Here is a 22,496-nt window from a genome sequence, read left to right as displayed (position 1 = left end):
GGCCTGGTTGCCGGGGGGCCGGTTCCGGCGGCAGGGAGGGGCTATGCGCCCTTTCTTGCCGCCGGGACTTGGGGCGCGAGGGCCGATGCGACCCCTCCGCGGCTGGTCGGCCGGTCGGGGACAGCCCGTTCGGTTCCGGCGGCAGGGAGGGGCGCTATGCGCCCTTTCTTGCCGCCGGAGCCTCGCGGAGGGCCGAGGCGATCTGGGCGGCCAGCTCGTCGCCCGAACCGGCCAGATCCGCTGGTGTGGCCGGCACCACGAGCCACCCGAGGGCGGCGAGGCGCCGGGCTCGCGCCCGGTCGATGGCGAACCGGCGGGGCGTGCCGTGCCAGCGGAACCCGTCGAGCTCGACGGCGACGCGTGCCTCCGGGTAGGCGAGATCGGGCCGGGCCACGAACCGCCCCTCGGCGTCGTGGACGTCGTGCTGGACCGCCGGCTCCGGCAACCCGTGGGCGAGGAGGCGCCGCCGCAGGCGCGCCTCGGCCACCTCCTCGGGCATCTCGCCCGTGTCCCAGCAGGAGAGCACGGACCGGAGCAGAGCGGAGCCGGTCCGCCCGGAGCCGCCCAGCGCGTCGAGCCGGGCCCGCAGCCGCGGCAGGGTGGTGAGCCCGCGGACCAGAGCGTCGTCGACGGCGTCCTCGAGTACCGTTCGCGGCACGCGGCCGGCGAGATCGACGAGCGTCCGCGCCGGGTGGGTGACCGGGATGCGGTCGACGGTCGTCACGTCGCACCGGGGCAGGTGCCGGGCCTCGTGGACGGTTGCCAACCGGCTGCGGTGTGACCGCCCGCGCGGAACGGTGATCTCGACCTCCCGGAACGGGCAGCTCGACAGCCCGAACAGCGCCGCCGCGGTGGTGTGGGAGGCAACCGCCCCCGGCCCCGCGGCCAGGATCGCGGCGAGAGTGCGCTGCCGCCACGTCGCCGCCGTTCCCGCCACCGCCACGACCCCGGGAGCGACGGCGATCCACCGCCCCGACCTGACCCGGCGCTTCCTGGCATCGACGGACAGCCCGGCGGCCAGGACCTGCTCGTTGGTGATCAGCCCGAGCTGCCGCCGGGAGATGCGCGCCAGGCGGCGCTCGGTGTGGGTCGAGTTCGTCACGGGCCCAAGCGTGGCGCGGCCCTGTGACACCTGGCGGGGCCGGTCGGTCGGTTCCGGCGGCAGAAAGGGGCGCTATTCGCCCGTTCTTGCCGCCGGAACGACGGTGGGCGGTGGCGACCGGGGCCTGACACCTGGCGGGGCCGGTCGGTCGGTTCCGGCGGCAGAATGGGGCGCTATTCGCCCGTTCTTGCCGCCGGAACGGCGGGCGACCCCGCCGGGAGCCCGCCCGAAGCCCGGCGCGCGCCCCGCCGGAGCCCGCCCGCTCCGGCCGGTCAGTGCTTGGCGTCGGCCCAGTTGGGGCCCCAGGAGAGGTTGACCTCCAGCGGCACCCGCAGGTCGCAGGCGTGGCGCATGGCGTCGAGGGTCGCCTCGGCCGCCTCGTCGCGCTCGCCCTCGGGCACCTCCAGGATCACCTCGTCGTGGACCTGGAGGACGACGCGGCTGGCCAGGCCCTCCCGCTCCAGCGTGGCGTCCAGGCGGACCAGGGCGACCTTGAAGATGTCGGCGGCCAGGCCCTGGATCCCGGCGTTCATGGCCTGGCGCTCCCCCGCTTGGCGGATGCGGTAGTTGAGCGACGACAGCTCGGGGATCTGGCGGCGCCGGCCGAACAGGGTCTCGGTGTAGCCCCGGTCCCGGGCCTCGGTGACGGTGCGCTCCATGTACGCCTTCACGTTGGGGAACGCCTGGAAGTAGGCGGCCAGGATCTGAGACGCCTCGTCGACGGGGATGCCCAGGCGCTGGGCCAGGCCGTAGCTCTCCATGCCGTAGGCCAGCCCGTAGGAGACCATCTTGGCCTTGGACCGCATGGCCCGGGTCACCCCGTCGGCGTCCACGCCGAAGATCCGCGCCGCGGTGGCGGTGTGGATGTCGGTCGACGACTCGAAGGCGTCGATGAGGCCCGGGTCCTCGGCCAGGTGGGCGATGACCCGCAGCTCGATCTGGTTGTAGTCGGCGATGAGGAACTGCCACCCCTCCTCGGGGACGAACGCCTTGCGGAAGCGGTGCCCCTCCTCGGTCCGCGTCGGGATGTTGTGGAGGTTGGGGCGGTCGGACGACAGCCGGCCGGTGCGGGCGACGGTCTGCTGGAAGGTGGCGTGGATGCGGCCGTCGGCCGCCACCTCGGCCAGCAGCGCCTCTCCGTAGGTGGACCGCAGCTTCTCGACCTCCCGGTACCGCAGGAGCTTGTCGATGACCGGGTGCTGGCCCTTGAGCTTCTCCAGGGAGGCGGCGTCGGTGGAGAAGCCCGTCTTGGTCTTCTTCTGCGGCTGGAGGCCGAGCTCGTCGAACAACACGGCCCGCAGCTGCTTGGTGGAGTTGACGACGAACGGGTGGCCGACCATCTCCTGGATCTCGGTGTCCAGGGTGCGGCACTCGGCGGCCAGCGCCTCGGACAGCGCCCGCAGGGCGGGCACGTCCACCCGAACGCCCACCTTCTCCATCTTCGCCAGCACCCGGACCAGCGGGCGCTCCACGTCGTCGTAGAGGCGGCGCAGGCCGCGGGCGTCGAGGGCGTGGGCCAGGGCGGGCGCCAGGCGGGCGACGGCGCCGGCCCGCCGGGCCGTCGTCTCGGCCGTGTCGCTGGCCGTCCCGTCCAGGTCCAGCTGGCCCGGGGGCGGTGCGCCGGGGCCCCGCAGGTCGACGCCGGCGTAGCGGCTGGCCAGGTCCTCCAGCAGGTACGCCGTCTCCGCCGGGTCGACGAGGTAGGCGGCCACCGCCGTGTCCAGGTCGAGGTCGCGCACGTCCACGCCGTGGCGGTCCAGGCCCCGCATCAGCTCCTTGGCCCGGTGGGCGTCCAGGGGCCGACCGTGGCGGCCGAAGAGGCGCCCGAGGGCGACGGCCACGGCGGGGTCGTCGAGGAGCGTGGCGCCCAACCACACGACCGGCGTCGCCCCGTCGCCCTCCGGCGCCTCGGCCAGGGCGAGGCCGGCCAGGTCGGACCGCCCCTCGGCCGCCGTCCAGGCGATCTCGGCGGCCAAAGGCCCCGTGCCCGAGGCCAGCCGCCCGACCACGCCCACCGCCTCCTCCGGCGAGGCCACCCGGGCCACGTCGACGGCCAGCACCGCCCCAGGGGCCGCCGCCGTGGCCGCCGCCTCCACCGCCGCCGGGCCCCCGACGGCGTCCAGGAGGCGGTCCCACAGGGTCCGGAACTCGAGGAAGTTGAACAGGGTGCGGACCTCGTCGAGGTCGAAGCCCCCCATCCTCAGGTCGTCGACGGCGCACTCGAGCGGCACGTCCCGCACCAGCGGCGTGGCCTTGGCGTTGCTGCGGACCTGGGCCTCGTGGGCGATGAGCGACTCCCGCAGCTTGGGCGTGCACTTGTCGACGTTGGCGAACACGCCGTCGAGGTCGCCGTAGGTGTTGATGAGCCTGGCCGCCGTCTTCTCGCCCACGCCGGGGACGCCCGGCAGGTTGTCCGACGTGTCGCCCCGCAGGGCGGCGTACTCGGGGTACTTCTCCGGGGTCACGCCCGTGCGGTCGACGATGCCGGCCTCGTCGTAGAGGGCGTAGTCGCTCACCCCCCGCCGGTTGTAGAGGACCTTCACGTGGGGGTCCTCCACCAGCTGGTACTCGTCGCGGTCGCCGGTGACCACGATGACGTCGTCGCCCCGGTCCCGGGCCTGGGTGGCGAGGGTGGCGATGACGTCGTCCGCCTCGTAGCCGGGGACCTCGAGGAGGGGGATGCGCAGCGTCTCCACCACCTGGCGGACGAGGCCCATCTGCTGGCGCAGGACGTCGGGCGCCTCGGCCCGGCCCGCCTTGTAGTTCTTGACGAGCGAGTGCCGGAAGGTGGGCTCGGGACGGTCGAAGGCGACGGCGATCGCGTCCGGCTCGTGGTCCTTGAGGAGGTTCACCAGCATCGAGGTGAAGCCGAATACGGCGTTGGTGACCTGGCCCGACGCGGTGGCCATGTCGGTGGGGAGGGCGAAGAACGCCCGGTAGGCCAGGCTGTTGCCGTCGAGGAGCAGGATCTTCGCCATCGGACCGATGCTACGGCTCGCACCGCCGCCGCGGGCCGGACCGGGGCCACTCCGGTCGGTAGCATGGGCGCCATGTCCGACGGCTTCCACCCCCCGCTGGAGGAGTACCTCGAGGCGATCCACGAGCTCGAGGAGGAGGGGACGGTGTGCATCCAGGCCCGGCTGGCCGAGCGCCTGGGCCACTCGGCCCCGTCGGTGTCGGAGATGGTCCGCCGCCTGCGGGCCGACGGCTACGTGGAGGTCGTCGAGCGGGCGGTGATGCTCACCGACAAGGGCCGCCACCTGGCCGAGAGCGTGGTCCGCAAGCACCGGCTGGCCGAGCGCCTGTTGACCGACGTGATCGGGCTGCCCTGGCACAAGGCCCACGTCGAGGCGTGCCGCTGGGAGCACGTGATCTCCGACGAGGTGGAGGAGCGGCTGACCACCCTGCTCGGCAACCCCACCACCTGCCCCCACGGGAACCCCATCCCCGGCACCGAGGGCGCGCCCTTCGAGGCCGACCTGGTGGCGCTGGCCGACTTCGGCCCCGGCGACCGGGTGCGCCTGGAGCGGGTGACCGAGCAGGTCGAGATCGACTTCGAGTCGCTCACCTACCTCAGCCTCAACGGGTTCGTGCCCGGCACCGCCGCCCGGGTGAGCGCCAGGGCGCCCGACGGGACCCTCACCCTCGAGGTGGGCGACGGCACCATCGCCCTGGGGCCCGCCCTGGCCAGCCAGCTGTTCGTCGTCACCGCCTGAGCTTCGACCGGCGGCCGCCACCGGGCGCAGCCGGAGGGCCGGCTGGTTCTTCGCGATCGTCGCCGCGTTCGCAGCCGCGCCAGGTCCGTGGCCGCACTCGCCGCCGCAGGCGGCCTCGACGGCTGCGGACACCGAGAGAGGACAGGGCGGAGGTGGGCGAGCTCCGCTCGCCCGCCGGAGCACGATCCAACTCGACCGAATGGAGTGAGCGGAGCGAACGAATGAGGTCGAAACGCTACCCGGCGGGGGGGGTCAGCTCGCCGTCGATGATGCGCCGGGCGACCGCCTTCATGGTCTGGCGCTCGCGCATGGCGGTCTGCTGGATGAACCGGAATGCGTCGCCCTCCCGCATGCCGTGGCGGTCCATGAGCATGCCCTTGGCCCGGTCGACCACCCGGCGGGTCTCCAGCTGGTCCTCCAGGCTGCGGTTCTCGTTCTCCAGCGCCTGGAGCTCGTGGAAGCGGCCGAGGGCGACCTCGATGGCCGGGATCAGCTCGCTGGTCTGGAACGGCTTGACCAGGTAGGCCAGGGCGCCCGCGTCCCGGGCCTCCTCGATGAGGTTGCGCTGGCTGAACGCGGTGAGGATCAGCACGGCGGCGCGCCGCTCACCGGCGATCTCCCGGGCCGCCGCCAGCCCGTCCATGCCGGGCATCCGGATGTCGAGGATGGCCAGGTCGGGCGACGTCTGGCGCACCAGCTCGACGGCCTCGTCGCCCCGGCCCGTCTCGCCCACCACGTCGTAGCCCTCCTCCTCCAGGATCTCCTTGAGGTCGAGGCGGATGACGGCCTCGTCCTCCGCGATCACCACTCGCACGGCCAAAGAGCTCGCTCCTTCGGGTCAGCGGGCACCGGGGACGAACTTGTCCAGCAGCTCGTCCATGGTGCGCTCGAGGTCGGCGATGATGGCGACGGTGGCGGCCCGGCTGCGGGTCATGGCCTCCACGTGGCTCTGCGCCTCGCGGGACTGGCGCTCGGTCATCGGGGAGTCGCCCACGAGCGCCCGGACAGCAAGGTCGTCGGCCTCCTCGGCCAGCGCCGCCAGCTGCTCGTCGATGACGGCCAGCTCCTCCCTCGCCTTGCGCAGGCGCGCCGTCGTCTGGCGGAGACGGCGTTCGACGGAGGCCTGGAACACGCGTCGAGTGTATGCGGGAGCGGCGAGCGGGGGCCCCGACGGGCCCGCCTAGGGTCGGCGGGTGCGGCGTGTCGTGCTGCTGGCCCTGATCTGGGGCTGGTCGTTCCTCCTGATCAAGGTGGCGCTGGGCGGCATGACGCCGGCGACGGTGGCGTTCGCCCGCATCGCCCTCGGCACCGTCGTGATGCTCGCCGTCCTGAAGGCCACCGGCGCCTCCCTCCCCCGCGACCTGCGGTCCTGGCGGCACTTCGCGGTGATGGGGCTGGCGTACAGCGCCGTGCCGTTCACCCTGCTGGCGTGGGGCGAGCAGCACATCACCTCCGCGCTCACCGCCGTCGTCAACGCCACCACCGGCCTGTTCACCGCGGTGGCCGCCGCCATCGGGCTGGGCGAGCGGCTGCGCCGTCCGCAGGTGGCCGGGCTGGTGATCGGCTTCGGCGGCGTCGCCGTCGCCTCGGGGACGGGGACCTCGGACTTCGTCTCGTCGTCGGGCGCGGGGATCGCCGCCGCCCTGGCCGCGTCGGCCTGCTACGGCTTCAGCTTCGTGTACGCCCAGCGCCACCTCACGAACACCGCTCCGCTCGTCGCCGCCTGCGGCCAGCTGGTGACGGGTGCCGTGCTGTCGGCGCCCCTGGCCCTGGCCACCAGCGTGGACGACGGCTTCTCGCCCACGCCGCGCCAGCTGGCGGCCGTCGCCCTGCTGGGTGCGGTGGGCACGGGCATCGCCTACGTCGTCAACTACCGGTCGATCGCCGACGTGGGGTCGACCCGCGCCTCCCTGGTCACGTACCTCGTCCCCATCGTGGCCGTCACCGTCGGGGTGGTGTTCCTCCACGAGCGCTTCCACGTCCGGCTGGTCGTCGGCGGCGCCCTCACCATCGCCGGCATGGCCATGATCCAGGAGCGGTTCCGGCGCCTGCGGCCCGGCCCGGTGGTGGCCGCCGTGCTGGCGCTCCTCCTCCTCGGCGGCTGCGCCGGCGGTGGCGGTAGCGGAGGCGGCGGCTCGTGCGGGCCGGAGGTGCAGGAGGCGCTCGACCCGGGCAGCGTCCGCCACGTGCTGCCCGGCGCGCCCGAGCCGTCCTACGCCACCGACCCGCCGACGTCGGGCCCGCACCTGGCCGGCGGCGGCGTCGGGGGCGTGCAGAGCGAGCCCCTCCCCCGCCCCGTCCAGGTGGCGGTGCTGGAGGAGGGCGGCGTGGTGGTGCAGCACAAGGGCCTCGACGCCACCGGCCGCGCCCGCCTGGAGGCGCTCGCCGCCGACGACGTGGCGGTGGCGCCCAACCCCGAGCTCCCGTCGCCCGTCGTCGCCACCGCCTGGCAGCACCGCCTGGTGTGCGGTGACGCCGGCGAGGCGTCGGTGGAGGCCGTCGAGCGCTTCGTGGCCGCCCACCGGGGCGGCGGGCCCGGCCACTGACCGGCCCGTCTCCGAACCTGTACCGGGAACGACCCGGATCCGAGTCGTTCCCGCTACAAGAACGTGGTCGTCGTGGTGGCGGTCAGGTGGTCCAGCCGGCGGCGTCCCGGGCGGGAGCCCGGAGACCCTTGGAGGCGCCGGCGCCGGCGAACTCGGCGTCTCCGAAGGCGAAGACGCCGCCGTCGGCCGCGAACAGCCAGTAGCCGCCGCCGGTGGGCGTCGCCTCCATGGCGACGACGGGCGCCGCCAGGCGGATGTCGCCCGTGCTGCCCCAGAAGGCGGCGTCGCCGACGGCGAAGACGCCGCCGTCGGCCGCCACCAGCCAGTAGCCCTGACCGGTGGGGGTGGACGCCATGCCGACCACGGGCGAGCGCAGGGTGAGCGCCCCCGTCGACCCGTGGAACGCGGCGTCGCCGAAGGCGAACACCCCGCCGTCGTCGGCCACCAGCCAGTAGCCGTCGCCCGTGGGGGTGGGTGCCATCCCGTTCACCGGCCGGTTGAGCCGCAGGGCGCCGGTGGAGCCGGCGAAGCGGGCGTCGCCGAAGGCGAACACACCGCCGTCGGAGGCCACCAGCCAGTAGCCCTGGCCGGTGCGGCGGACCACGCCGCAGCGCCGCCGGGCGCCCGAGTCGCCGGTGGCCAGGGTGGCGGTGTCGGGGCCGACGTCGGCCTCCCCGAAGGGCGCCTTGCGGTAGCGAGCGGCGTCGGCCGGGATGTGGGCGTAGTTGTCGGCGTTGGCGTGGACGACCAGCGCGCTGCCGTCGGCGTCGAGCAGCTGGGCGAGCGTCAGGTTGTCCGTGCGGAAGCTGGCCCGCGCCACACCGTCGGCGTTGGCGTACAGCAACGGCAGGTCGCCGTCGTGCCCGCCGTGGCCCTGGTTGAGCGGCGCGCCGGAGCCGAGGTGCCCGCCGGCGGCGGTGAACGGGTTGGCCGGGTCGCCGACCGAGCAGTTGCCGACGGCGTGGACGTGGAAGCCGTGCCAGCCCGGGCTCAGCCCCCGGGCGACGACCTCCACGCGCAGCGGGCCGCCCTCGTCGGTGAGCGTCACGTGGCCGAGGGCGGAACCGGCGGTGTCGCGCAGGACGGCGGCGGCGCCGGCTGCCGGGGCGGCGATGTCGACGATCGGCCGGTTGAGCCGGAGGGCGCCGGTCGAGCCGTGGAACCCGGCGTCGCCGAACCCGAACACTCCGCCGTCGCCGGCCGCCACCCAGTAGCCGCGGCGGGAGGGGCTCGGCGCCAGGCCGATGGCGGGCTGGTTCAGGCGCAGGTCGGCCGTCGAGCCGTGCTGGGCGGCGTTCCCGAACTCGTGGACCTTGCCGTCGGCCCCCAGGAGCCAGTACCCGGCGTCGGCGAAGCCCAGCCCGCCGCTCTGGACGAGGCCGCAGCGCTGGCGCCCGCCGGCGTCACCCGTGTTGAGGGTGGCGGCGTCGGGCCCCGTGTCCGTCTCCCCGAACGGCGCCCGCCGGTACCGGTTCGGGTCGGCCGGGATGTGGGCGTAGTTGTCGGGGTTGGCGTGGATGATCACCGCGGTACCGTCGGCGTCGAGCAGCTGGGACATGGTGAGGTTGTCGGTGCGGAACGCGGCGCGGGCGACGCCGTTGGCGGGGACGTACAGCAGGGGCAGGTCGCCGTCGTGGGCGCCGTGGCCCTGGTTCAGGGGGGCGCCCGAGCCGAGGTGCCCGCCGGCGGCGGTGAACGGCGAGGCCGGGTCGCCGACCGTGCAGTTCCCGACGGCGTGGACGTGGAATCCGTGCCATCCGGGGCTCAGCTGGCTGGCCGCCACCTGGACGCGGAGATGCGCCCCCTCCTGGGTGAACAGGACGCCACCGCGCTCGGCCCCCGCGGCGTCCCGCAGGACCGCCCTGGCCTGCGCCGGCGGGGGGACGGTCACCGCCCCTGCCGGCGCCGGCTCCAGGGGGCCGACGCCTCCCGCCGCGACCGCCCCCAGCACCACCACTGCCGCGGCGACTCGGCCGGGTCGTACGCGTCGTTCTCCCATGCGGTCCACCTCTCCGTTGTCCGTCGCAGGGCCTCGCAGCGCCCGTCACCGTGGCCGGCTCGACGGTTCCCTTCCTAATCCACCTCGTCGTGTCCCGTCGCCCCGGCCGTTCTCGCGTAGCGTCGACCGGCCATGCTGATCGAGGGCATCCCGCTGTGGCTGGCCCGGACCAACGCCTGGATCGTCGCACCGCAGGGCCCGGGCGGCGAGTGCGTGCTGGTCGACGCGCCGCCCGAGCCGTCGGCCCTCCTGGCCCGGATCGCCGAGCACGGGATGCGGCTCGTCGCCCTCCTCGCCACCCACGGCCACGTCGACCACGTCGGTGGCATCCCCACCGTCGTGCGGTCGTCGCCCGGTCCCGTGCCCGTCCACCTCCACGACGGCGACCGCCACATGCTGCTGGACCCCGTGGGCACCGGCGCCCTGCTGGGCAAGGCGCTGGAGGCGTCGGGGCTCGACCTCCACCCGCCCGAGCTGGTGTCCGGCCTGGACGACGGCCAGCGGGTGTCGGGTGCGGGCCTGACCTTCACCGCCCTCCACACCCCCGGGCACACCACGGGCTCGACGTGCTTCCTCCTCGAGGTCGACGGCGAGGCGCCGGTCCTGTTCAGCGGCGACCACCTCTTCAAGGGGTCGATCGGCCGCACCGACCTCCCGGGCGGCTCGATGGACGAGCTGCTGGCCTCCATGACCGAGAAGATCCTGCCCCTGCAAGACGACGTGCACGTGCTGCCCGGCCACGGCGGGACCACGACGGTCGGCCACGAGCGGCGGACCAACCCGTTCCTCCAGGGGCTGCCGGGGCTCCCCGCACCGACGACCGAGCGGGGCGGCTGACTAGGGCCCGCCGGCCCCCGGCAGGGCGAGGCCGAGGCGGTCGGCCAGGAACGACATGGTGTCGACGGTCAGCTCCACCGTGCGGCTGACCGACCGGGCCGAGTGGCCGACCTTCTGCTCGCGCCGCAGCAGCACCGGCGCCTCCTCCAACGGCGCCGTCGTCGCCGCCTGGAGGGCGGCGCACATCTTGCGGGCGTGGAGGGGGTCGACCCGGGTGTCGGCGTCGAAAACGGTGAAGAGCACGGCGGGGTAGCGGACGCCCTCCCGCACCGCGTGGTACGGCGAGTACGACACCAGCCAGCCCAGCTCCTCGGGATCGTCGGCCCGGCCGTACTCGTCGTTCCACGTCGTCCCCAGGCCGAACCGCTCGTAGCGCACCATGTCGAGGAGGGGTGCGCTGCACACGGCGGCGGCGAACAGGCCCGGGTGCTGGGTGACGGCCGCCCCGACCAGCAGGCCGCCGTTGCTGCCGCCGCTGGTCCCGAGGCGCTCGGGCGTGGTCGTGCCGCTGTCGACCAGCCACCGGGCGGCGGCGGCGAAGTCGTCGAACACGTTCTGCTTGTGCTCGCGCATCCCGGCCCGGTGCCACGCCTCCCCCTCCTCGCTGCCGCCCCGCAGGTTGGCGACGGCGTACACGCCGCCCTGCTCCACCCACGCCAGGATCGCCGCGCTGTACCCGGGCGTGAGCGGGACGTTGAAGCCGCCGTACCCGTAGAGGATGGTGGGGCGGGGCCCGCTCCCGTCCCCCGACGAGAGCACGAACATGCGCACCTCGGTCCCGTCCCGCGACTCGTAGGTGACCTGGCGAGCGGTCACGCCGGGTACCGCCACCCGCCCCGGTGCGTCCTCCCACAGGGACACGGTGGCGTCCCGCAGGTCGCAGTGGTGGACGGCCGGTGGCTGCACGAAGTCGGCGTAGCCGATCCACACCTCCGAGCCGCCCTCGGGCCGGGCCCGCACGCCACCGACCGTGCCCAGGCCGGGGAGCGGCACCTCGTAGCGCACGGCGCCGGTGGCCAGGTCGTGGACGTGCACGCGGGCCACGGCGTGCGACGTCGACACCACCACCACGGCGCCGTCGGTGACGGCGAAGTCGTCCAGCACGGCCCCCGACTCGGGGACCACGTCCACCCACGGGCCCAGCGCCTCAGGGTCGGTGACGGCCAGGCGGCCGCGTGGGGCGCCGTCGTTGGTGAGCAGCCACAGACGGCCGTCGTGGTGGAAGCTGGCGTCGGTCCACGCGTCCACGCCCTCCTGCACCACCCGCCAACGGGGCGTGGCGTCGGCGGCGGCCAGGTCGCAGAGGTGCACCTCGTTGCGGGGGGCGGTGCCCTTCGACGCCCCCACCACCAGCCAGCGCCCGTCGGGCGACACGTCCAGCGAGTAGTACTCCGTCTTGTCGCGGCCGTCCCCGAAGACGAGCTCGTCGCCCGCCGGGTCGGCGCCGACGCGGTGGCGGTACACCCGGCGGTGGAACTGCTCGTCGCCCTCGGGCACCTCCGACGGCGGGAGGCGGCGGACCACGAACAGCTCGTCGCCGCCCGGCATCCACGCCACCGCCGAGTACCGCACCCGGTCGACAGGCCCGTCCAGCACCTTGCCCGACTCCACGTCGACGACCCACAGGGACGCCTCCTCGTCGCCCCCCTCGGAGAGCTGGTAGGCGAGGCGGTCGCCCTCGTCGGAGGGGGCCCAGGAGTCGAGGGTGACGCTGTCGTCGTCGCTCAGGGCGCTGGGGTCGACCAGCACCCGCTCGGCGCCGTCGCCGTGGCGCACGACCAGCACGGCGTGCTCCTGGCCGGGCGAGCGGCGCGTGAAGAACGCCCGGTCGCCGCGGTGCACCGGCACCGTGACGAGGCCGGCGGCCAGCAGCTCGTGGAGGCGGGCCCGCAGGTGGTCGCGGCCCGGTAGGGCGTCGAGGAACGACCGGGCCAGTCGGTCCTGGGCCGCGCTCCACGCCTGCGTCTCCTCCGAGGTCGGGTCCTCCAGCCACCGGTACGGGTCGGCGACCGCCCGCCCGTGGAGGTGCTCGACGTTGTCCTGGCGGCGGGCCGGGGGGTAGCGCATCCGTGCCATCCTCCCACCACGGCCGGGGCGGTGGTCCCCGGCGCAGGTACGCTCCTCTGCGCTCGCCCGAGTGGCGGAACGGCAGACGCGGTGGCCTCAAAAGCCACTGTCCTTCGGGGCGTGTGGGTTCGAGTCCCACCTCGGGCACGCCGGCGGGAGGATTGGTCGATGGAGACAACCGACCGGCGGCCGGCGCTGCGGCGGGCACTCCCCTCGCTGGTGGCCGCCGCCCTCCCGTGGACGTGGTTCGTCGTGCGCGACACGGCGTCGCTGCTCGACGTGGTCGCCACCGGGCTCCCGGCCGTCGTCGCCGGCGTGGCCGTCCTCGCCCTCGCCGCCTTCCTCCTCACCCGCCGCCCCGTCTTCGTGGTGGCGACCGGCTCGGTGCTGGCGATGGGCGCCGTCGCCGTGTTCGGGCCGTGGCTGCCGGCCGGCGGCCCGGCCCCGTCCGAGCCGATCCGGGTCGTCGGTGTCAACGCGTACGCCGGGAACGCCTCTCCGGTGGCCGCGGCGGACGACGTGCGCGCCCGGTCTCCCGACCTGGTGGTGGTCGTGGAGGCGCCGACCGGCATGGACGAGGCGCTCGAGCCCCACTTCCCCCACGGCGAACTCTCGCCGCAGTCGTCGCACGCCGTGTTCTCCCGCTTCCCGGTCCGCTTCCTGTCCGGGCTCCCGGGGGCACCGGTGGACGACCGCGTCAGCCGGTGGCAGGTGTCGGCGCCCTCGGGCCCCGTCGTCCTCTACAGCGTCCACCTGCGCCGGCCCCGGCCGCGCGGCGCGGTGCGCTCACCCCTGCTCGAGCAACGGGCCATGGTCGCCGCCCTGCTGCGCGCCGTCGACGGCGAGGCGTCCCCGACGCTGGTCGTCGGCGACTTCAACCTCTCCGACCGGACGTGGGCCTACCGCCGCCTGGAAGGGGCGCTGCGCGACGCCGGCCGCGCCTCGCCGGCGGGCCCCACCTACGTCTCGACCAGGTACCGGCCGTTCCTGCTGCGGATCGACCACGTCTTCGTCTCCCGCCAGTGGTGCGCGGGAGGCAGCGGGCGCTTCACGATCACCGGGTCGGACCACCGCGGCGTGTCCGCCGACGTCGGGCCCTGCCGCCGCTGAAGCCGGCGCCGTCCGGGGCCGGCTACAGGTGGGCGACGGCCCGCGGCGGGGCGACCACAACGGGGCGGGGGACGGCATCGCCGCCCCAGCCGGTGAGGGGGGCCGACGCCTCGCGGCACATCCGCCCGAGCAGGACGCTGCACGGGACGGATGCCGCGACCCAGGCGATCAAGGCCGTGCGGATCATGGGAAGAGACTGCTCCTCGCCCGCCGTTCGGACCGGTGGCCGAGCTTCGAGGGAGCGGCGACGGGCGCCGGTACGGGGCGGGGGAACACCCGCGAAGCGTCAGCCATGACGTCGGAAGGGTACGCGAAGGACGCCCGAAATCCAAGGGACGATCGGGTTACGACCTTCTTGCCGGGTTCGAGGCGGCTCCGGCGCGCCACACTGGTGGGGTGCCTTCCCTGGGCCTGCCGTGACGGCGCCCGACCACTACGCCGTGCTCGGCGTCGCCCGCACGGCAGGCGACGACGAGGTCCGTGCCGCCTACCGCGCCCGGTCCATGCTGCTCCACCCCGACCTCCATGAGGGGCGTCCCGACGCGGTTCGGCGGGAGGCCGACCGGGCCATGGCTCAGCTCACCGACGCCTACCAGGCGATCCTGGCCGAGCGGGGGTCGTCCCGGGGGCGCCCGGACGAGCCGGACCGCGCCCGGACCGCGGGTTCGCCCGAACCGCCGCTGCACCGCCTGGGCCGGGCGGCGGCCCGCTCGCGCCTGGCCCGGCTGGCGGCCGAGGCGGGCGAGAAGGACGGCGGGTTCGCCTACCGTCTCGGCTGGCTGGTGGGACGCCGTCGGTCCGGCTGACCGATCGTCTCGGGTCCGCTGACCGGTCCGGGATCAGCGGGTGGAAAGGGCCTCCGCCAGGTTGGTGGCCGTGTCCTTGGGCGAGACCTTGTACCACGCCTCGACGATCGTGCCGTCCACGTCCACGAGGAACGCCGACCGCACGATGCCCATGTACTTCCGGCCGTACATGCTCTTCTCGGCCCAGACCTCGTAGGCCTCGGCCACGGCGTGGTCCTCGTCGGCCAGCAGCGGGAAGCCGAGCCCGTACTTCTCGTCGAACTTCGCCTGGCGGGCAGGCTTGTCGGGGCTGATCCCCACGATCACCGTGCCGCCCACCGCACCGGCCACGTCCCGCAGGCCGCACGACTGGGCGGTGCACCCGGGCGTGCCGGCCTTCGGGTAGAAGTAGACCAGGTGGCGGGCCTTGCGCTCCTTCAGCGACCTCTGGAGCGAGAAGGGGTCGCCGTGCTGGTCGATCAGGGTGAAGTCGGGGGCTTTGTCACCCGGCTCGAGCGGCATCACCGGAACCTATCACCCCGCCCCTCGATTGTGCTACAAGTAGCGCATGGCCCGAGTCGGCGTCCGCGAGCTCCGGCAGCGGGCCAGTGAACTGCTGCGGCTCGTCGAACAGGGCGAGACGATCGAGATCACCGATCGCGGGCGCCCGGTCGCCCTCCTCACGCCGGTTCCGGCGGGGAACGCGCTCGAGCGCATGCGCGCCGCCGGCGAGATCGAGGCGGCTTCGGGCGACATCAACGGCCTTCCACCGCCGCTGGTGCTGCCCGCCGGATCGGAGCTGCCGTCGCAGGTGCTGGCTCGCCTCCGCCGCGGCGAGCGCTGATGGTGACGTACCTCGATTCGTCGGCGATCGTGAAGCTGGCCGTGGCCGAGCCGGAGTCGGCGGCCCTCCGTCGCCACCTGCGGCGCAGACGACCACTCGTCTCCAGCGCGCTCGCCCGTGCGGAGGTGGTACGCGCGCTCCTGCCCGCCGGCTCGTCAGCCGTCGCGGCGGGTCGGTCGGTCCTGGCTCACATCGAGCTCGCTCGGATCAACGATCGCGTGCTGGCCGCTGCCGCGACGCTGGAACCAGGCGAGCTGCGGACCCTCGACGCGATCCACCTCGCGACGGTGAAGCGCTTCGAGTCGGAGCTCCGCGAACTCGTCACGTACGACGACGGGATGATCGCCGCGGCGGCCCGCCTCGGCATCCCCACTGCAGCGCCGGCGTGAGGGAGGCCGTCTTCACGTCCTGCGTGAGCGGATGGCGCGATGAAGGTCGTCGGCGCGTCGTGGAACCGGAGCGGCGGCCAGCTTGGTAGGAGTTCGACCGGTAGGATTCCTACTCTGAGAGTCACGGAGAAGGGACAGGTCACGATCCCGAAGGCGCTGCGGGATGCCCTCGGGATCGGAGCTGGCACCGAAGTCGAGTTCGAACGCCGACGCGACACGATCGTGGTCCGAAAGGCCCGGACCGGAAGCCATCGCGGGAGCCGGTTGGCCGAACGCCTGCGTGGGCGCGGCGACGTCCCGATGACCACGGACGAGATCATGGCGCTCACCCGCGCCGACTGACCGGTGGCAGCCGGGACCCTCGTCGACTCCAACGTCCTGCTCGACGTCTTCACCGAGGACGCCACCTGGCTGGAGTGGTCGTCCGGAGGGCTGGCGGCAGCGGCGGAATCGGGCCCGCTCTTCATCAATCCGATCGTCTACGCAGAGGTGTCGGTCCGGTTCTCGCGGATCGAGGACCTCGACGACGCTCTCGGCCCCGAGCACTTCAGGCGGGCTCCCCTTCCATGGGCAGCCGCCTTCCTCGCCGGCAAGGCCTTCCTGGCCTACCGCCGTGACCGGGGCACGGCATCGACACCCCTGCCCGACTTCTTCATCGGCGCGCACGCCGCGGTCGAAGGTTTCGATCTGCTCATCCGGGATCCCGCCCGCTACCGGGCGTACTTCCCGAAGGTGCGTCTTCTCGCCCCGGACACGTGAGCCCTCCGGCGTCGACGGGCCGGGTTCGTGGGTACGTGGGTACCGCACGACGAGCGCGTCCCCGGCGGTCGGCCTCCGGTGCGCCCGTCAGCGGGTGCGCCGGCCTCCCGACGTCGCCTTGGGCCGCGGCGCCGGCGGCGCATCGTCGCTCTCGGCCGGGTCCCACGCGGTGAGGTCGGCGAGGCGGGGGTCGTTCGAGAAGACCTCGACCAGGGGCTGGCGCACGCCGACCCGCTTCTGGAGCCGCTCGACCTCCAGCTCCTGGTCCCAGAGCACCAGGGTCACGACGACACCCTCCTCGCCGGCGCGCGCCGTGCGCCCCGAGCGGTGCAGGTAGGCCTTGTGGTCCTCCGGCGGGTCGTAGTGGATGACCACGTCGATGCCCTCGACGTGGATGCCCCGGGCGGCCACGTCGGTGGCGACCAGGACGGGCAGCTTCCCGGCGGAGAAGTCCTTCAGCGCCCGCTCCCGCTGCTGCTGGCGGAGGTCGCCGTGGATGATGCCGACCTTCACGCCCTCCCGCTCGAGCTGCGCGGCCAGGCGGTCGGCGCCCCGCTTGGTGCGCGCGAACACCAGCGTCCGCTTCTGCGAGCGGGCCACGGCGGCGCACACCTTGGGCTTGTCCATCTGGTGCACCTTGAGGAAGCGGTGGGTCATCTCCTCGACCGTCGGCTGGTCGGAGTGGACCTCGTGGCGCACGGGGTCGCGCAGGTACGTCTTGACCACGTGGTCGATGTCGCCGTCGAGGGTGGCGGAGAACAGCAGCGTCTGGTGGTCGGACTCGACGCGGCGCAGGAACCACTCGACCTGGGGCAGGAACCCCATGTCGGCCATGCGGTCGGCCTCGTCGAGGACGATGATGGACACGCCGGCCACGCTGACCGCACCCCGCTCGCCCAGGTCGATCAGGCGGCCCGGTGTGGCGACGACGATGTCGGCGCCCTCCTTCACCGCCTTGATCTGGCGCTCCATGCTGGCGCCGCCGTAGACGGCGACCACCTTGCGGCCCCGCACGGCGGCCAGCGGCTCGAGGACCTTGGTCACCTGGACGGCCAGCTCGCGCGTGGGCACCAGCACCAGCGAGTCGGGCCGGCCGGGGGGCGACGTGCGGATGCGCTCGAGGAGGGCCAGGCCGAACGCCAGGGTCTTGCCGGACCCCGTCTTGGCCTTCCCGCACACGTCACGCCCGGCGAGGGCGTCCCGGAGGGTGAGGGCCTGGATCGGGAAGGGGTCGGTGATCCCCTGGGCAGCCAGTGCGGCCACCAGGTCGTCCGACACGCCGAGCGCGGCGAAGGTCGTCTGCAACGTCTGTCACTCCTGGTCTTCTGGGTGGGCCCCGCCTCGCACCCGAACACAGGAGGACATGAGGTGAGCCCGCGAGCAGCGCTCCCTGCGCGCTCACACCACCCAGCGTAGCGGACAGGGCGATTCCTCGTTGAAGATGCGGTGAACTGCTCAAATCCGGCCCGTTCGATGCCGACGAACACTGGGAAGATGGAGAGTCGCCTCGCTCGCCAGAAAGGCCGACCATGCGCATGCCTCCCCCCGGACAGCACGGACCGCAGCGACAGAAGTCACGGGCCAGCCGCTGGCAGATCGCCGGTGTCGTCGCCCTGTTCGTCGTCGTCCTCTTCGTCCTCTTCAACCTGCCCGGCGGGGCGTCCTCCAAGAAGAAGACCCCGGAGGTGACGCTCTCCGGCGCGGTCCAGGCCATCAAGGAGGGCAAGGTCGGCCGGCTCCACCTCAACGACGGGTCCCGCCGCGCCACCCTGATCCTGAACAACGGCACCGAGGTGCAGACCGCCTACCCCGTGGGCTCGGGGCCCGAGCTCACCAACACGGCCATCGAGTACGACGTCAAGGTCACGGCCTCGCCCAACAAGGCGGGCTCCATGTGGGGCAGCCTGCTCCTCAGCCTCCTGCCCGTCGGCCTCCTGATCGCCTTCTTCATCTTCTTCATGGGCCCCCGGATGGGCATGAACGTCGGCAAGCTCAACAAGTCGCGCCGTGAGCCCACCGAGGTGCCCGACACCCGCTTCGCCGACGTGGCCGGCGTCGAGGAGGCCGTCGCCGAGGTCAAGGAGATCGTCGAGTTCCTCACCGACCCCGACCGGTTCACCGCCGCCGGTGCCCGCATGCCGCGGGGCGTGCTGCTGGTGGGCCCCCCGGGGACGGGCAAGACCCTGCTGGCCCGGGCCGTGGCCGGCGAGGCCGGCGTGCCGTTCTTCGCCCTGTCGGGGTCCGACTTCGTCGAGACGTTCGTCGGCGTCGGCGCCTCCCGGGTCCGCCAGGTGTTCACCGCCGCCCGCAAGCACGGCCGGGCGATCATCTTCATCGACGAGATCGACGCCGTCGGCAAGGCCCGCAGCAGCCAGTCGAGCGGCAGCGGGAACGAGGAGCGGGAGAACACGCTCAACCAGCTGCTGGTCGAGATGGACGGGTTCAGCGACTCCGGCGTCATCGTGCTGGCCGCCACCAACCGGGCCGACGTCCTCGACGCCGCCCTGACCCGGCCGGGCCGCTTCGACCGGCGGGTGACCGTCCCCGCCCCCGACCGGGTCGGCCGCACCAAGATCCTGGAGCTCTACGCCCGGGAGCGCCGCCTGGACCGCGACGTCGACCTGGTCGCCCTGGCCCGCCGGACCCCCGGCCTCACCGGCGCCGACCTCGCCCTGCTGATGAACGAGGCGGCTCTGGAGGCGGCCCGCAGCGGCTCGCAGACCATCACCAACGCCCACCTCCAGGCCGCCCTGGCCACCGCCGTCATGGGCCGGGCCCGGGTGTCGGCCGTCGTCACCGAGCGGGACCGGCGGATCACCGCCTGGCACGAGGCGGGCCACGCCGTCGCCGCCCTGCTGCTCCCCCACGCCGACGATCCCGTGTCCGTCACCATCGTCCCCCGCGGCCAGGCCGGCGGCGTGACGTGGATGGGCGGCAACGACAACTCGTTCCTCACCCGATCGGAGGCGGAGGCCCGCCTGGTGGTCGCCATGGCCGGCCGGGCCGCCGAGGAGCACCACCTGGACGGCGACTTCACCCAGGGCGCGGCCAGCGACTTCGCCTCGGCCACGTCGCTCGCCCTCTCCATGGTCACCGAGTTCGGCATGAGCGAGCTGGGCCCCACCAGCCGGGCCACCTACGCCCAGCTGGGAAGCGGCCAGGCCGACCGCATCGGCGAGGCCGTCGACCGCCTCCTCCAGCAGGCCATCGACACCGCCCGCGACCTGATCGCCGCCAACGTCCCCCTGCTGGAGGACCTGGTGGCCGAGCTGCTCCGGGAGGAGACGGTCACCGGTGTGCAGCTGTCGGTGCTGGCCGGCCGCCACGGCCTGCTGTCCCCGGCCTACGCCGTCGACCGCCGCGAGCTGTAGGAGCGAGCGCCCCGGCGGGCCCGTCCCGCCCCGACCACCGGCCGGCCCGAGCGCGGGGCCGGCCGGTGGCGCGCCCGGGCTTCAGCCGCGGTCGAGGGCGGCCCGGAAGTCGGCGACCACGTCGCCGATCTCGTCGGGCGACGCGCCGTCCAGCAGGCGGCGCATCAGGGCGGAGGCGACGATCACGCCGTCCGCCTCAGCCGACGCCTCGACGGCGTGGTCCGGCGTGGAGACGCCGAAGCCCAAGAGCACGGGCTTGTCGGTGTGGGCCTTGAGCCGCTTGGCCAGCACGGCCCCCGAGGCGGCCAGGCTCCGGCGCTCGCCGGTGATGCCCATGACGCTCACCCCGTAGACGAAGCCGCGGGAGCGTTCGCACAGGCGGGCCAGGCGGTCGTCGGGGGTGACCGGCGACGCCAGGAGGACCGTCTCGACGTCCTCGCCGGCGGCCGCCGCCGCCCACGGGCCCAGCTCCTCGAGGGGGACGTCGGGGACGATGGCGCCAACGACGCCGGCCCGGCGGAGGGAGCCGGCGAAGCGCTCGTGCCCGGCCCGGTAGACGATGTTGTAGTAGGTCATCACCACGAGGGGGACGGGCACGTCGGCGGGCACGGCGGCCAGGACGGACGCCGGGGTGGTGCCCAGGTCGAGCGCCCGCTGCGAGGCCTCCTGGATGGTCGGGCCGTCCATCACCGGGTCGGAGAAGGGGATGCCGATCTCGACGGCGTCGGCGCCGGCGGCCGCCATGGCGGCCAGCACCTCGGTCCACCGCTCCCCCAGCCCGCCGGTGACGTAGGGCACGAGCAGCTTGGCGCCGGCGTCGCGGCGGGCCCGCAGGTGCGCCTCGAGGGCCCCCGTCACCGGTTCACCTCGCGCTGGCGCGCGCCGGCACCTGGCGCGTGGTCGCGAGGTGAACCGTCTTCATCACGTGCTCGGCGTCCTTGTCGCCCCGGCCCGACATGGTGACGAGCACGGTGGAGCCGGTGGGCAGCTCGGCGGTGCCGGCCGCCCGGATCACCCACGCCACGGCGTGGGCCGGCTCCAGGGCCGGGATGATCCCCTCGGTGGTGGCGAGCAGCTGGAGGGCGTCGAGCACCTCGGCGTCGGCGGCGGGGACGTAGCGGGCCCGGCCCACGTCGGCCAGGTGGGCGTGCTCGGGGCCCACGCCCGGGTAGTCGAGGCCGGCCGACACGGAGTGGGCCTCGAGGACCTGCCCGTGCTCGTCCTGGAGGAGCTGGGACAGCGAGCCGTGGACGACGCCGGGGATCCCGCGGCCGACCGCCGCGCCGCCGGCCGGCTCCACGCCCACCAGCCGGGCACCCGTGTCGACGAAGCCGGCGAAGGTGCCCGCCGCGTTGGACCCGCCGCCCACGCACGCCACCACGTAGTCGGGATCGGCACCGCCGAGCAGGGCGCGGCACTGGCCGCGCGCCTCGTCGCCGATGACCCGCTGGAGCTCGCGGATCATCCACGGGTAGGGGTGGGGGCCGGTGACCGAGCCCAGGCAGTAGTGGGTCGTCTCCACCGAGGCGACCCAGTCGCGCAGGGCCTCGTTGATGGCGTCCTTGAGCGTGCGGCTCCCCGAGGCCACGGGCCGCACCTCGGCGCCCAGCAGGCGCATGCGGAACACGTTGAGGGCCTGGCGCTCGACGTCCACCTCGCCCATGTAGACCACGCACTCGAAGCCGAACATGGCGGCGGCCGTGGCGGTGGCGACGCCGTGCTGGCCGGCGCCGGTCTCGGCGATGATCCGGTTCTTGCCCATCCGCTTGGCGAGCAGCGCCTGGCCGAGGGCATTGTTGAGCTTGTGCGAGCCGGTGTGCATGAGGTCCTCGCGCTTGAGCCAGATCTCGCGGCCGGCAAGCTCGGAGAGGCGCTCGGCGAGGTACAGCGGCGTCGGGCGCCCGGCGAAGTCGCGCAGCAGGCCGCCGAGGTGTGCCTTGTATCCGGCGTCGTCTCTGACCGCGACCCAGGCGACCTCGAGCTCGGCGAGCGCCGGCATGAGCGTCTCGGGGACGTACTGGCCGCCGTAGGGGCCGAAGCGATGCTCCACCCCGGCCTCGACGACCGGGCCGCGCTCGGTCATCGCGCCATCGTGGTGGCGACGGCGCTCATGACGCCTGCGCGAGCTCGGCGCCGCGGACGGCCTCGTGGAAGGCGTGCAGCTTCGCCGGATCCTTGCGGCCGGGCGCCGCCTCGGTGCCGCTCGCGACGTCGACGGCGAACGGCGCGGTCGCGGCGATCGCGGCGGCGACGTTGCCGGCGTTCAGCCCGCCGCTGAGGATGATCGGCGCCGCGAGCCTGGCCCGGCGCACGAGCTCCCAGTCGATCGTCTGCCCGGTGCCGCCGGGAACGCCCTCGACGTGGGCGTCGAGCAGCAGGAAGTCGGTGTGGTAGGCCGCCGCCGCCTGCAGCGTCGCGCGCGACTGCACGCGCACGGCCTTGATGACCTTCGCCCCGGTGCGGCGCGCGACCTCGCTGCAGAACACGGGGCCCTCGTCGCCGTGCAGCTGCACGAGCTCGAGCCCCGCCGCCTGCACGACGAGGTCGATCTCCTCCAGCCGCGCGTTGACGAAGACGCCCGTGAGGTGCACCGTGCGCCGCAGCGCCGACCCGATGATCTGCGCCTCGTCGAGCTCGCAGCGCCGCGGCGAGCCCGCCCAGAAGATCATCCCCAGCGCCCACGCCCCGGCCTCGGCCGCCCGGTGGGCGTCGTCGAGGTTCGTGATCCCGCAGTGCTTGATGCGCGTGGGCACGGGTTCATCGTAGAGCGGGCGGGCAGCCCGCCGCTCAGGACCCCGGCCGCCGCCCGAGCTTCACCGTCACCCGGCGCGTGCCATCGCGCCGGCGGCCTCCCGCTCGTCGGTGCCGCCGCGCAGGCCTGCCCGGGCGGCGGGCTCTCCCGCGCTCCACGATCTCGCGATGAGCGCCGCGACGGAGTGCGTGAGCTGGCTCAGGTCATCGTGTCGTCGGC

The 22,496-nt window shown here is 74.2% G+C and carries 22 protein-coding genes and 1 tRNA gene; 11 read left to right on the top strand and 12 right to left on the bottom strand.

Features of this window, described 5'->3' with window-relative positions; all coding sequences use genetic code 11:
* Positions 1-154: 154 nt before the first annotated feature.
* Complete coding sequence (locus VM242_06745) at positions 155-1,102, bottom strand: type IV toxin-antitoxin system AbiEi family antitoxin (protein ID HVM04848.1); 948 nt, start codon at positions 1,100-1,102, stop codon at positions 155-157.
* A 272-nt stretch (positions 1,103-1,374) separates the two neighbouring features.
* The gene (polA, locus tag VM242_06740) at positions 1,375-4,080 is read right to left on the bottom strand and encodes a DNA polymerase I (GenBank protein HVM04847.1); all 2,706 of its coding nucleotides are present in this window, start codon (positions 4,078-4,080) and stop codon (positions 1,375-1,377) included.
* A 72-nt stretch (positions 4,081-4,152) separates the two neighbouring features.
* Here polA and VM242_06735 point away from each other — a divergent pair, with 72 nt between their 5' ends.
* On the top strand, positions 4,153-4,818 hold the full coding sequence (locus VM242_06735; GenBank protein HVM04846.1) for a metal-dependent transcriptional regulator: 666 nt from the start codon (positions 4,153-4,155) through the stop codon (positions 4,816-4,818).
* A gap of 235 nt (positions 4,819-5,053) precedes the next feature.
* Here the strand turns inward: VM242_06735 and VM242_06730 are convergent, their stop codons facing one another.
* Together VM242_06730 and VM242_06725 are read right to left on the bottom strand one after the other, a co-directional pair.
* Entirely contained in the window at positions 5,054-5,632 is a 579-nt protein-coding gene (locus tag VM242_06730; GenBank protein HVM04845.1) for a response regulator, read from the bottom strand.
* A 24-nt stretch (positions 5,633-5,656) separates the two neighbouring features.
* A complete protein-coding gene (locus tag VM242_06725) occupies positions 5,657-5,950 on the bottom strand; it encodes a hypothetical protein (protein ID HVM04844.1) in 294 nt (97 codons plus the stop codon).
* Between the two features lie 61 nt (positions 5,951-6,011).
* Between VM242_06725 and VM242_06720 the strand changes: the two genes are divergently transcribed.
* On the top strand, positions 6,012-7,364 hold the full coding sequence (locus VM242_06720; protein ID HVM04843.1) for an EamA family transporter: 1,353 nt from the start codon (positions 6,012-6,014) through the stop codon (positions 7,362-7,364).
* Positions 7,365-7,446: 82 nt separating this feature from the next.
* Here the strand turns inward: VM242_06720 and VM242_06715 are convergent, their stop codons facing one another.
* Complete coding sequence (locus VM242_06715; protein ID HVM04842.1) at positions 7,447-9,363, bottom strand: superoxide dismutase family protein; 1,917 nt, start codon at positions 9,361-9,363, stop codon at positions 7,447-7,449.
* Between the two features lie 132 nt (positions 9,364-9,495).
* On the opposite strand from VM242_06715, the gene VM242_06710 reads away from it, so the two are divergent.
* The gene (locus VM242_06710) at positions 9,496-10,200 is read left to right on the top strand and encodes an MBL fold metallo-hydrolase (GenBank protein HVM04841.1); all 705 of its coding nucleotides are present in this window, start codon (positions 9,496-9,498) and stop codon (positions 10,198-10,200) included.
* Here the strand turns inward: VM242_06710 and VM242_06705 are convergent, their stop codons facing one another.
* Entirely contained in the window at positions 10,201-12,267 is a 2,067-nt protein-coding gene (locus VM242_06705; protein HVM04840.1) for a prolyl oligopeptidase family serine peptidase, read from the bottom strand.
* 64 nt (positions 12,268-12,331) lie between these two features.
* Here VM242_06705 and VM242_06700 point away from each other — a divergent pair.
* Positions 12,332-12,414: transfer RNA gene (locus VM242_06700), tRNA-Leu, on the top strand.
* Between the two features lie 21 nt (positions 12,415-12,435).
* Positions 12,436-13,377 carry an endonuclease/exonuclease/phosphatase family protein gene (locus VM242_06695; protein HVM04839.1) on the top strand — a complete coding sequence of 314 codons (942 nt, stop codon included), beginning with the start codon at positions 12,436-12,438 and terminating at the stop codon, positions 13,375-13,377.
* Between the two features lie 22 nt (positions 13,378-13,399).
* On the opposite strand, the gene VM242_06690 is transcribed toward VM242_06695, so the two are convergent.
* Entirely contained in the window at positions 13,400-13,564 is a 165-nt protein-coding gene (locus VM242_06690) for a hypothetical protein (GenBank protein ID HVM04838.1), read from the bottom strand.
* A 229-nt stretch (positions 13,565-13,793) separates the two neighbouring features.
* Between VM242_06690 and VM242_06685 the strand changes: the two genes are divergently transcribed.
* Positions 13,794-14,183: a J domain-containing protein gene (locus tag VM242_06685; protein HVM04837.1), complete on the top strand. Its 390-nt coding sequence runs from the start codon at positions 13,794-13,796 to the stop codon at positions 14,181-14,183.
* 33 nt (positions 14,184-14,216) lie between these two features.
* On the opposite strand, the gene bcp is transcribed toward VM242_06685, so the two are convergent.
* Positions 14,217-14,684, bottom strand: coding sequence for a thioredoxin-dependent thiol peroxidase (bcp, locus tag VM242_06680; GenBank protein ID HVM04836.1), 468 nt, complete (start codon positions 14,682-14,684; stop codon positions 14,217-14,219).
* A 46-nt stretch (positions 14,685-14,730) separates the two neighbouring features.
* Here bcp and VM242_06675 point away from each other — a divergent pair, with 46 nt between their 5' ends.
* From VM242_06675 to VM242_06660, 4 genes are read left to right on the top strand one after another with little or no spacing between them, the layout of a single operon-like run.
* Positions 14,731-15,006 (top strand): type II toxin-antitoxin system prevent-host-death family antitoxin, encoded by a 276-nt coding sequence (locus tag VM242_06675; protein ID HVM04835.1) that lies wholly within the window; start codon positions 14,731-14,733, stop codon positions 15,004-15,006.
* Positions 15,006-15,395 carry a type II toxin-antitoxin system VapC family toxin gene (locus tag VM242_06670; protein HVM04834.1) on the top strand — a complete coding sequence of 130 codons (390 nt, stop codon included), beginning with the start codon at positions 15,006-15,008 and terminating at the stop codon, positions 15,393-15,395. The genes VM242_06675 and VM242_06670 overlap by 1 nt, the downstream gene beginning before the upstream one ends.
* A 39-nt stretch (positions 15,396-15,434) precedes the next feature.
* Positions 15,435-15,737, top strand: coding sequence for an AbrB/MazE/SpoVT family DNA-binding domain-containing protein (locus VM242_06665; GenBank protein ID HVM04833.1), 303 nt, complete (start codon positions 15,435-15,437; stop codon positions 15,735-15,737).
* A gap of 3 nt (positions 15,738-15,740) precedes the next feature.
* A complete protein-coding gene (locus tag VM242_06660) occupies positions 15,741-16,154 on the top strand; it encodes a type II toxin-antitoxin system VapC family toxin (protein HVM04832.1) in 414 nt (137 codons plus the stop codon).
* An 87-nt stretch (positions 16,155-16,241) separates the two neighbouring features.
* Here the strand turns inward: VM242_06660 and VM242_06655 are convergent, their stop codons facing one another.
* A complete protein-coding gene (locus tag VM242_06655; protein ID HVM04831.1) occupies positions 16,242-17,459 on the bottom strand; it encodes a DEAD/DEAH box helicase in 1,218 nt (405 codons plus the stop codon).
* Between the two features lie 230 nt (positions 17,460-17,689).
* Here VM242_06655 and ftsH point away from each other — a divergent pair, with 230 nt between their 5' ends.
* Positions 17,690-19,525, top strand: coding sequence for an ATP-dependent zinc metalloprotease FtsH (gene ftsH / locus VM242_06650; GenBank protein ID HVM04830.1), 1,836 nt, complete (start codon positions 17,690-17,692; stop codon positions 19,523-19,525).
* Positions 19,526-19,606: 81 nt separating this feature from the next.
* Here the strand turns inward: ftsH and trpA are convergent, their stop codons facing one another.
* The 3 genes from trpA to VM242_06635 are packed head-to-tail and all read right to left on the bottom strand — an operon-like array spanning position 19,607 to position 22,278.
* A complete protein-coding gene (gene trpA, locus VM242_06645; protein ID HVM04829.1) occupies positions 19,607-20,383 on the bottom strand; it encodes a tryptophan synthase subunit alpha in 777 nt (258 codons plus the stop codon).
* Positions 20,384-20,387: 4 nt separating this feature from the next.
* On the bottom strand, positions 20,388-21,608 hold the full coding sequence (trpB, locus tag VM242_06640; GenBank protein HVM04828.1) for a tryptophan synthase subunit beta: 1,221 nt from the start codon (positions 21,606-21,608) through the stop codon (positions 20,388-20,390).
* A gap of 25 nt (positions 21,609-21,633) precedes the next feature.
* On the bottom strand, positions 21,634-22,278 hold the full coding sequence (locus tag VM242_06635) for a phosphoribosylanthranilate isomerase (protein HVM04827.1): 645 nt from the start codon (positions 22,276-22,278) through the stop codon (positions 21,634-21,636).
* Between the last annotated feature and the right edge of the window lie 218 nt (positions 22,279-22,496).

Source organism: Acidimicrobiales bacterium, from assembly GCA_035540975.1.
Taxonomy (GTDB): domain Bacteria; phylum Actinomycetota; class Acidimicrobiia; order Acidimicrobiales.
Note: the sequence above shows the minus strand (reverse complement) of the source record. Positions and strands in the feature narration are given on the sequence as shown.

What these genes read in the sequence shown, in the direction of transcription:
- polA (HVM04847.1), bottom strand. Translation starts at nt 4,080, where the DNA reads ATGGCGAAGATCCTGCTCCTCGACGGCAACAGCCTGGCCTACCGGGCG.
- VM242_06735 (HVM04846.1), top strand. Translation starts at nt 4,153, where the DNA reads ATGTCCGACGGCTTCCACCCCCCGCTGGAGGAGTACCTCGAGGCGATC.
- VM242_06715 (HVM04842.1), bottom strand. Translation starts at nt 9,363, where the DNA reads ATGGGAGAACGACGCGTACGACCCGGCCGAGTCGCCGCGGCAGTGGTG.
- VM242_06710 (HVM04841.1), top strand. Translation starts at nt 9,496, where the DNA reads ATGCTGATCGAGGGCATCCCGCTGTGGCTGGCCCGGACCAACGCCTGG.
- VM242_06705 (HVM04840.1), bottom strand. Translation starts at nt 12,267, where the DNA reads ATGCGCTACCCCCCGGCCCGCCGCCAGGACAACGTCGAGCACCTCCAC.
- VM242_06695 (HVM04839.1), top strand. Translation starts at nt 12,436, where the DNA reads ATGGAGACAACCGACCGGCGGCCGGCGCTGCGGCGGGCACTCCCCTCG.
- VM242_06690 (HVM04838.1), bottom strand. Translation starts at nt 13,564, where the DNA reads ATGATCCGCACGGCCTTGATCGCCTGGGTCGCGGCATCCGTCCCGTGC.
- bcp (HVM04836.1), bottom strand. Translation starts at nt 14,684, where the DNA reads ATGCCGCTCGAGCCGGGTGACAAAGCCCCCGACTTCACCCTGATCGAC.
- VM242_06675 (HVM04835.1), top strand. Translation starts at nt 14,731, where the DNA reads ATGGCCCGAGTCGGCGTCCGCGAGCTCCGGCAGCGGGCCAGTGAACTG.
- VM242_06670 (HVM04834.1), top strand. Translation starts at nt 15,006, where the DNA reads ATGGTGACGTACCTCGATTCGTCGGCGATCGTGAAGCTGGCCGTGGCC.
- VM242_06665 (HVM04833.1), top strand. Translation starts at nt 15,435, where the DNA reads ATGAAGGTCGTCGGCGCGTCGTGGAACCGGAGCGGCGGCCAGCTTGGT.
- ftsH (HVM04830.1), top strand. Translation starts at nt 17,690, where the DNA reads ATGCCTCCCCCCGGACAGCACGGACCGCAGCGACAGAAGTCACGGGCC.
- trpB (HVM04828.1), bottom strand. Translation starts at nt 21,608, where the DNA reads ATGACCGAGCGCGGCCCGGTCGTCGAGGCCGGGGTGGAGCATCGCTTC.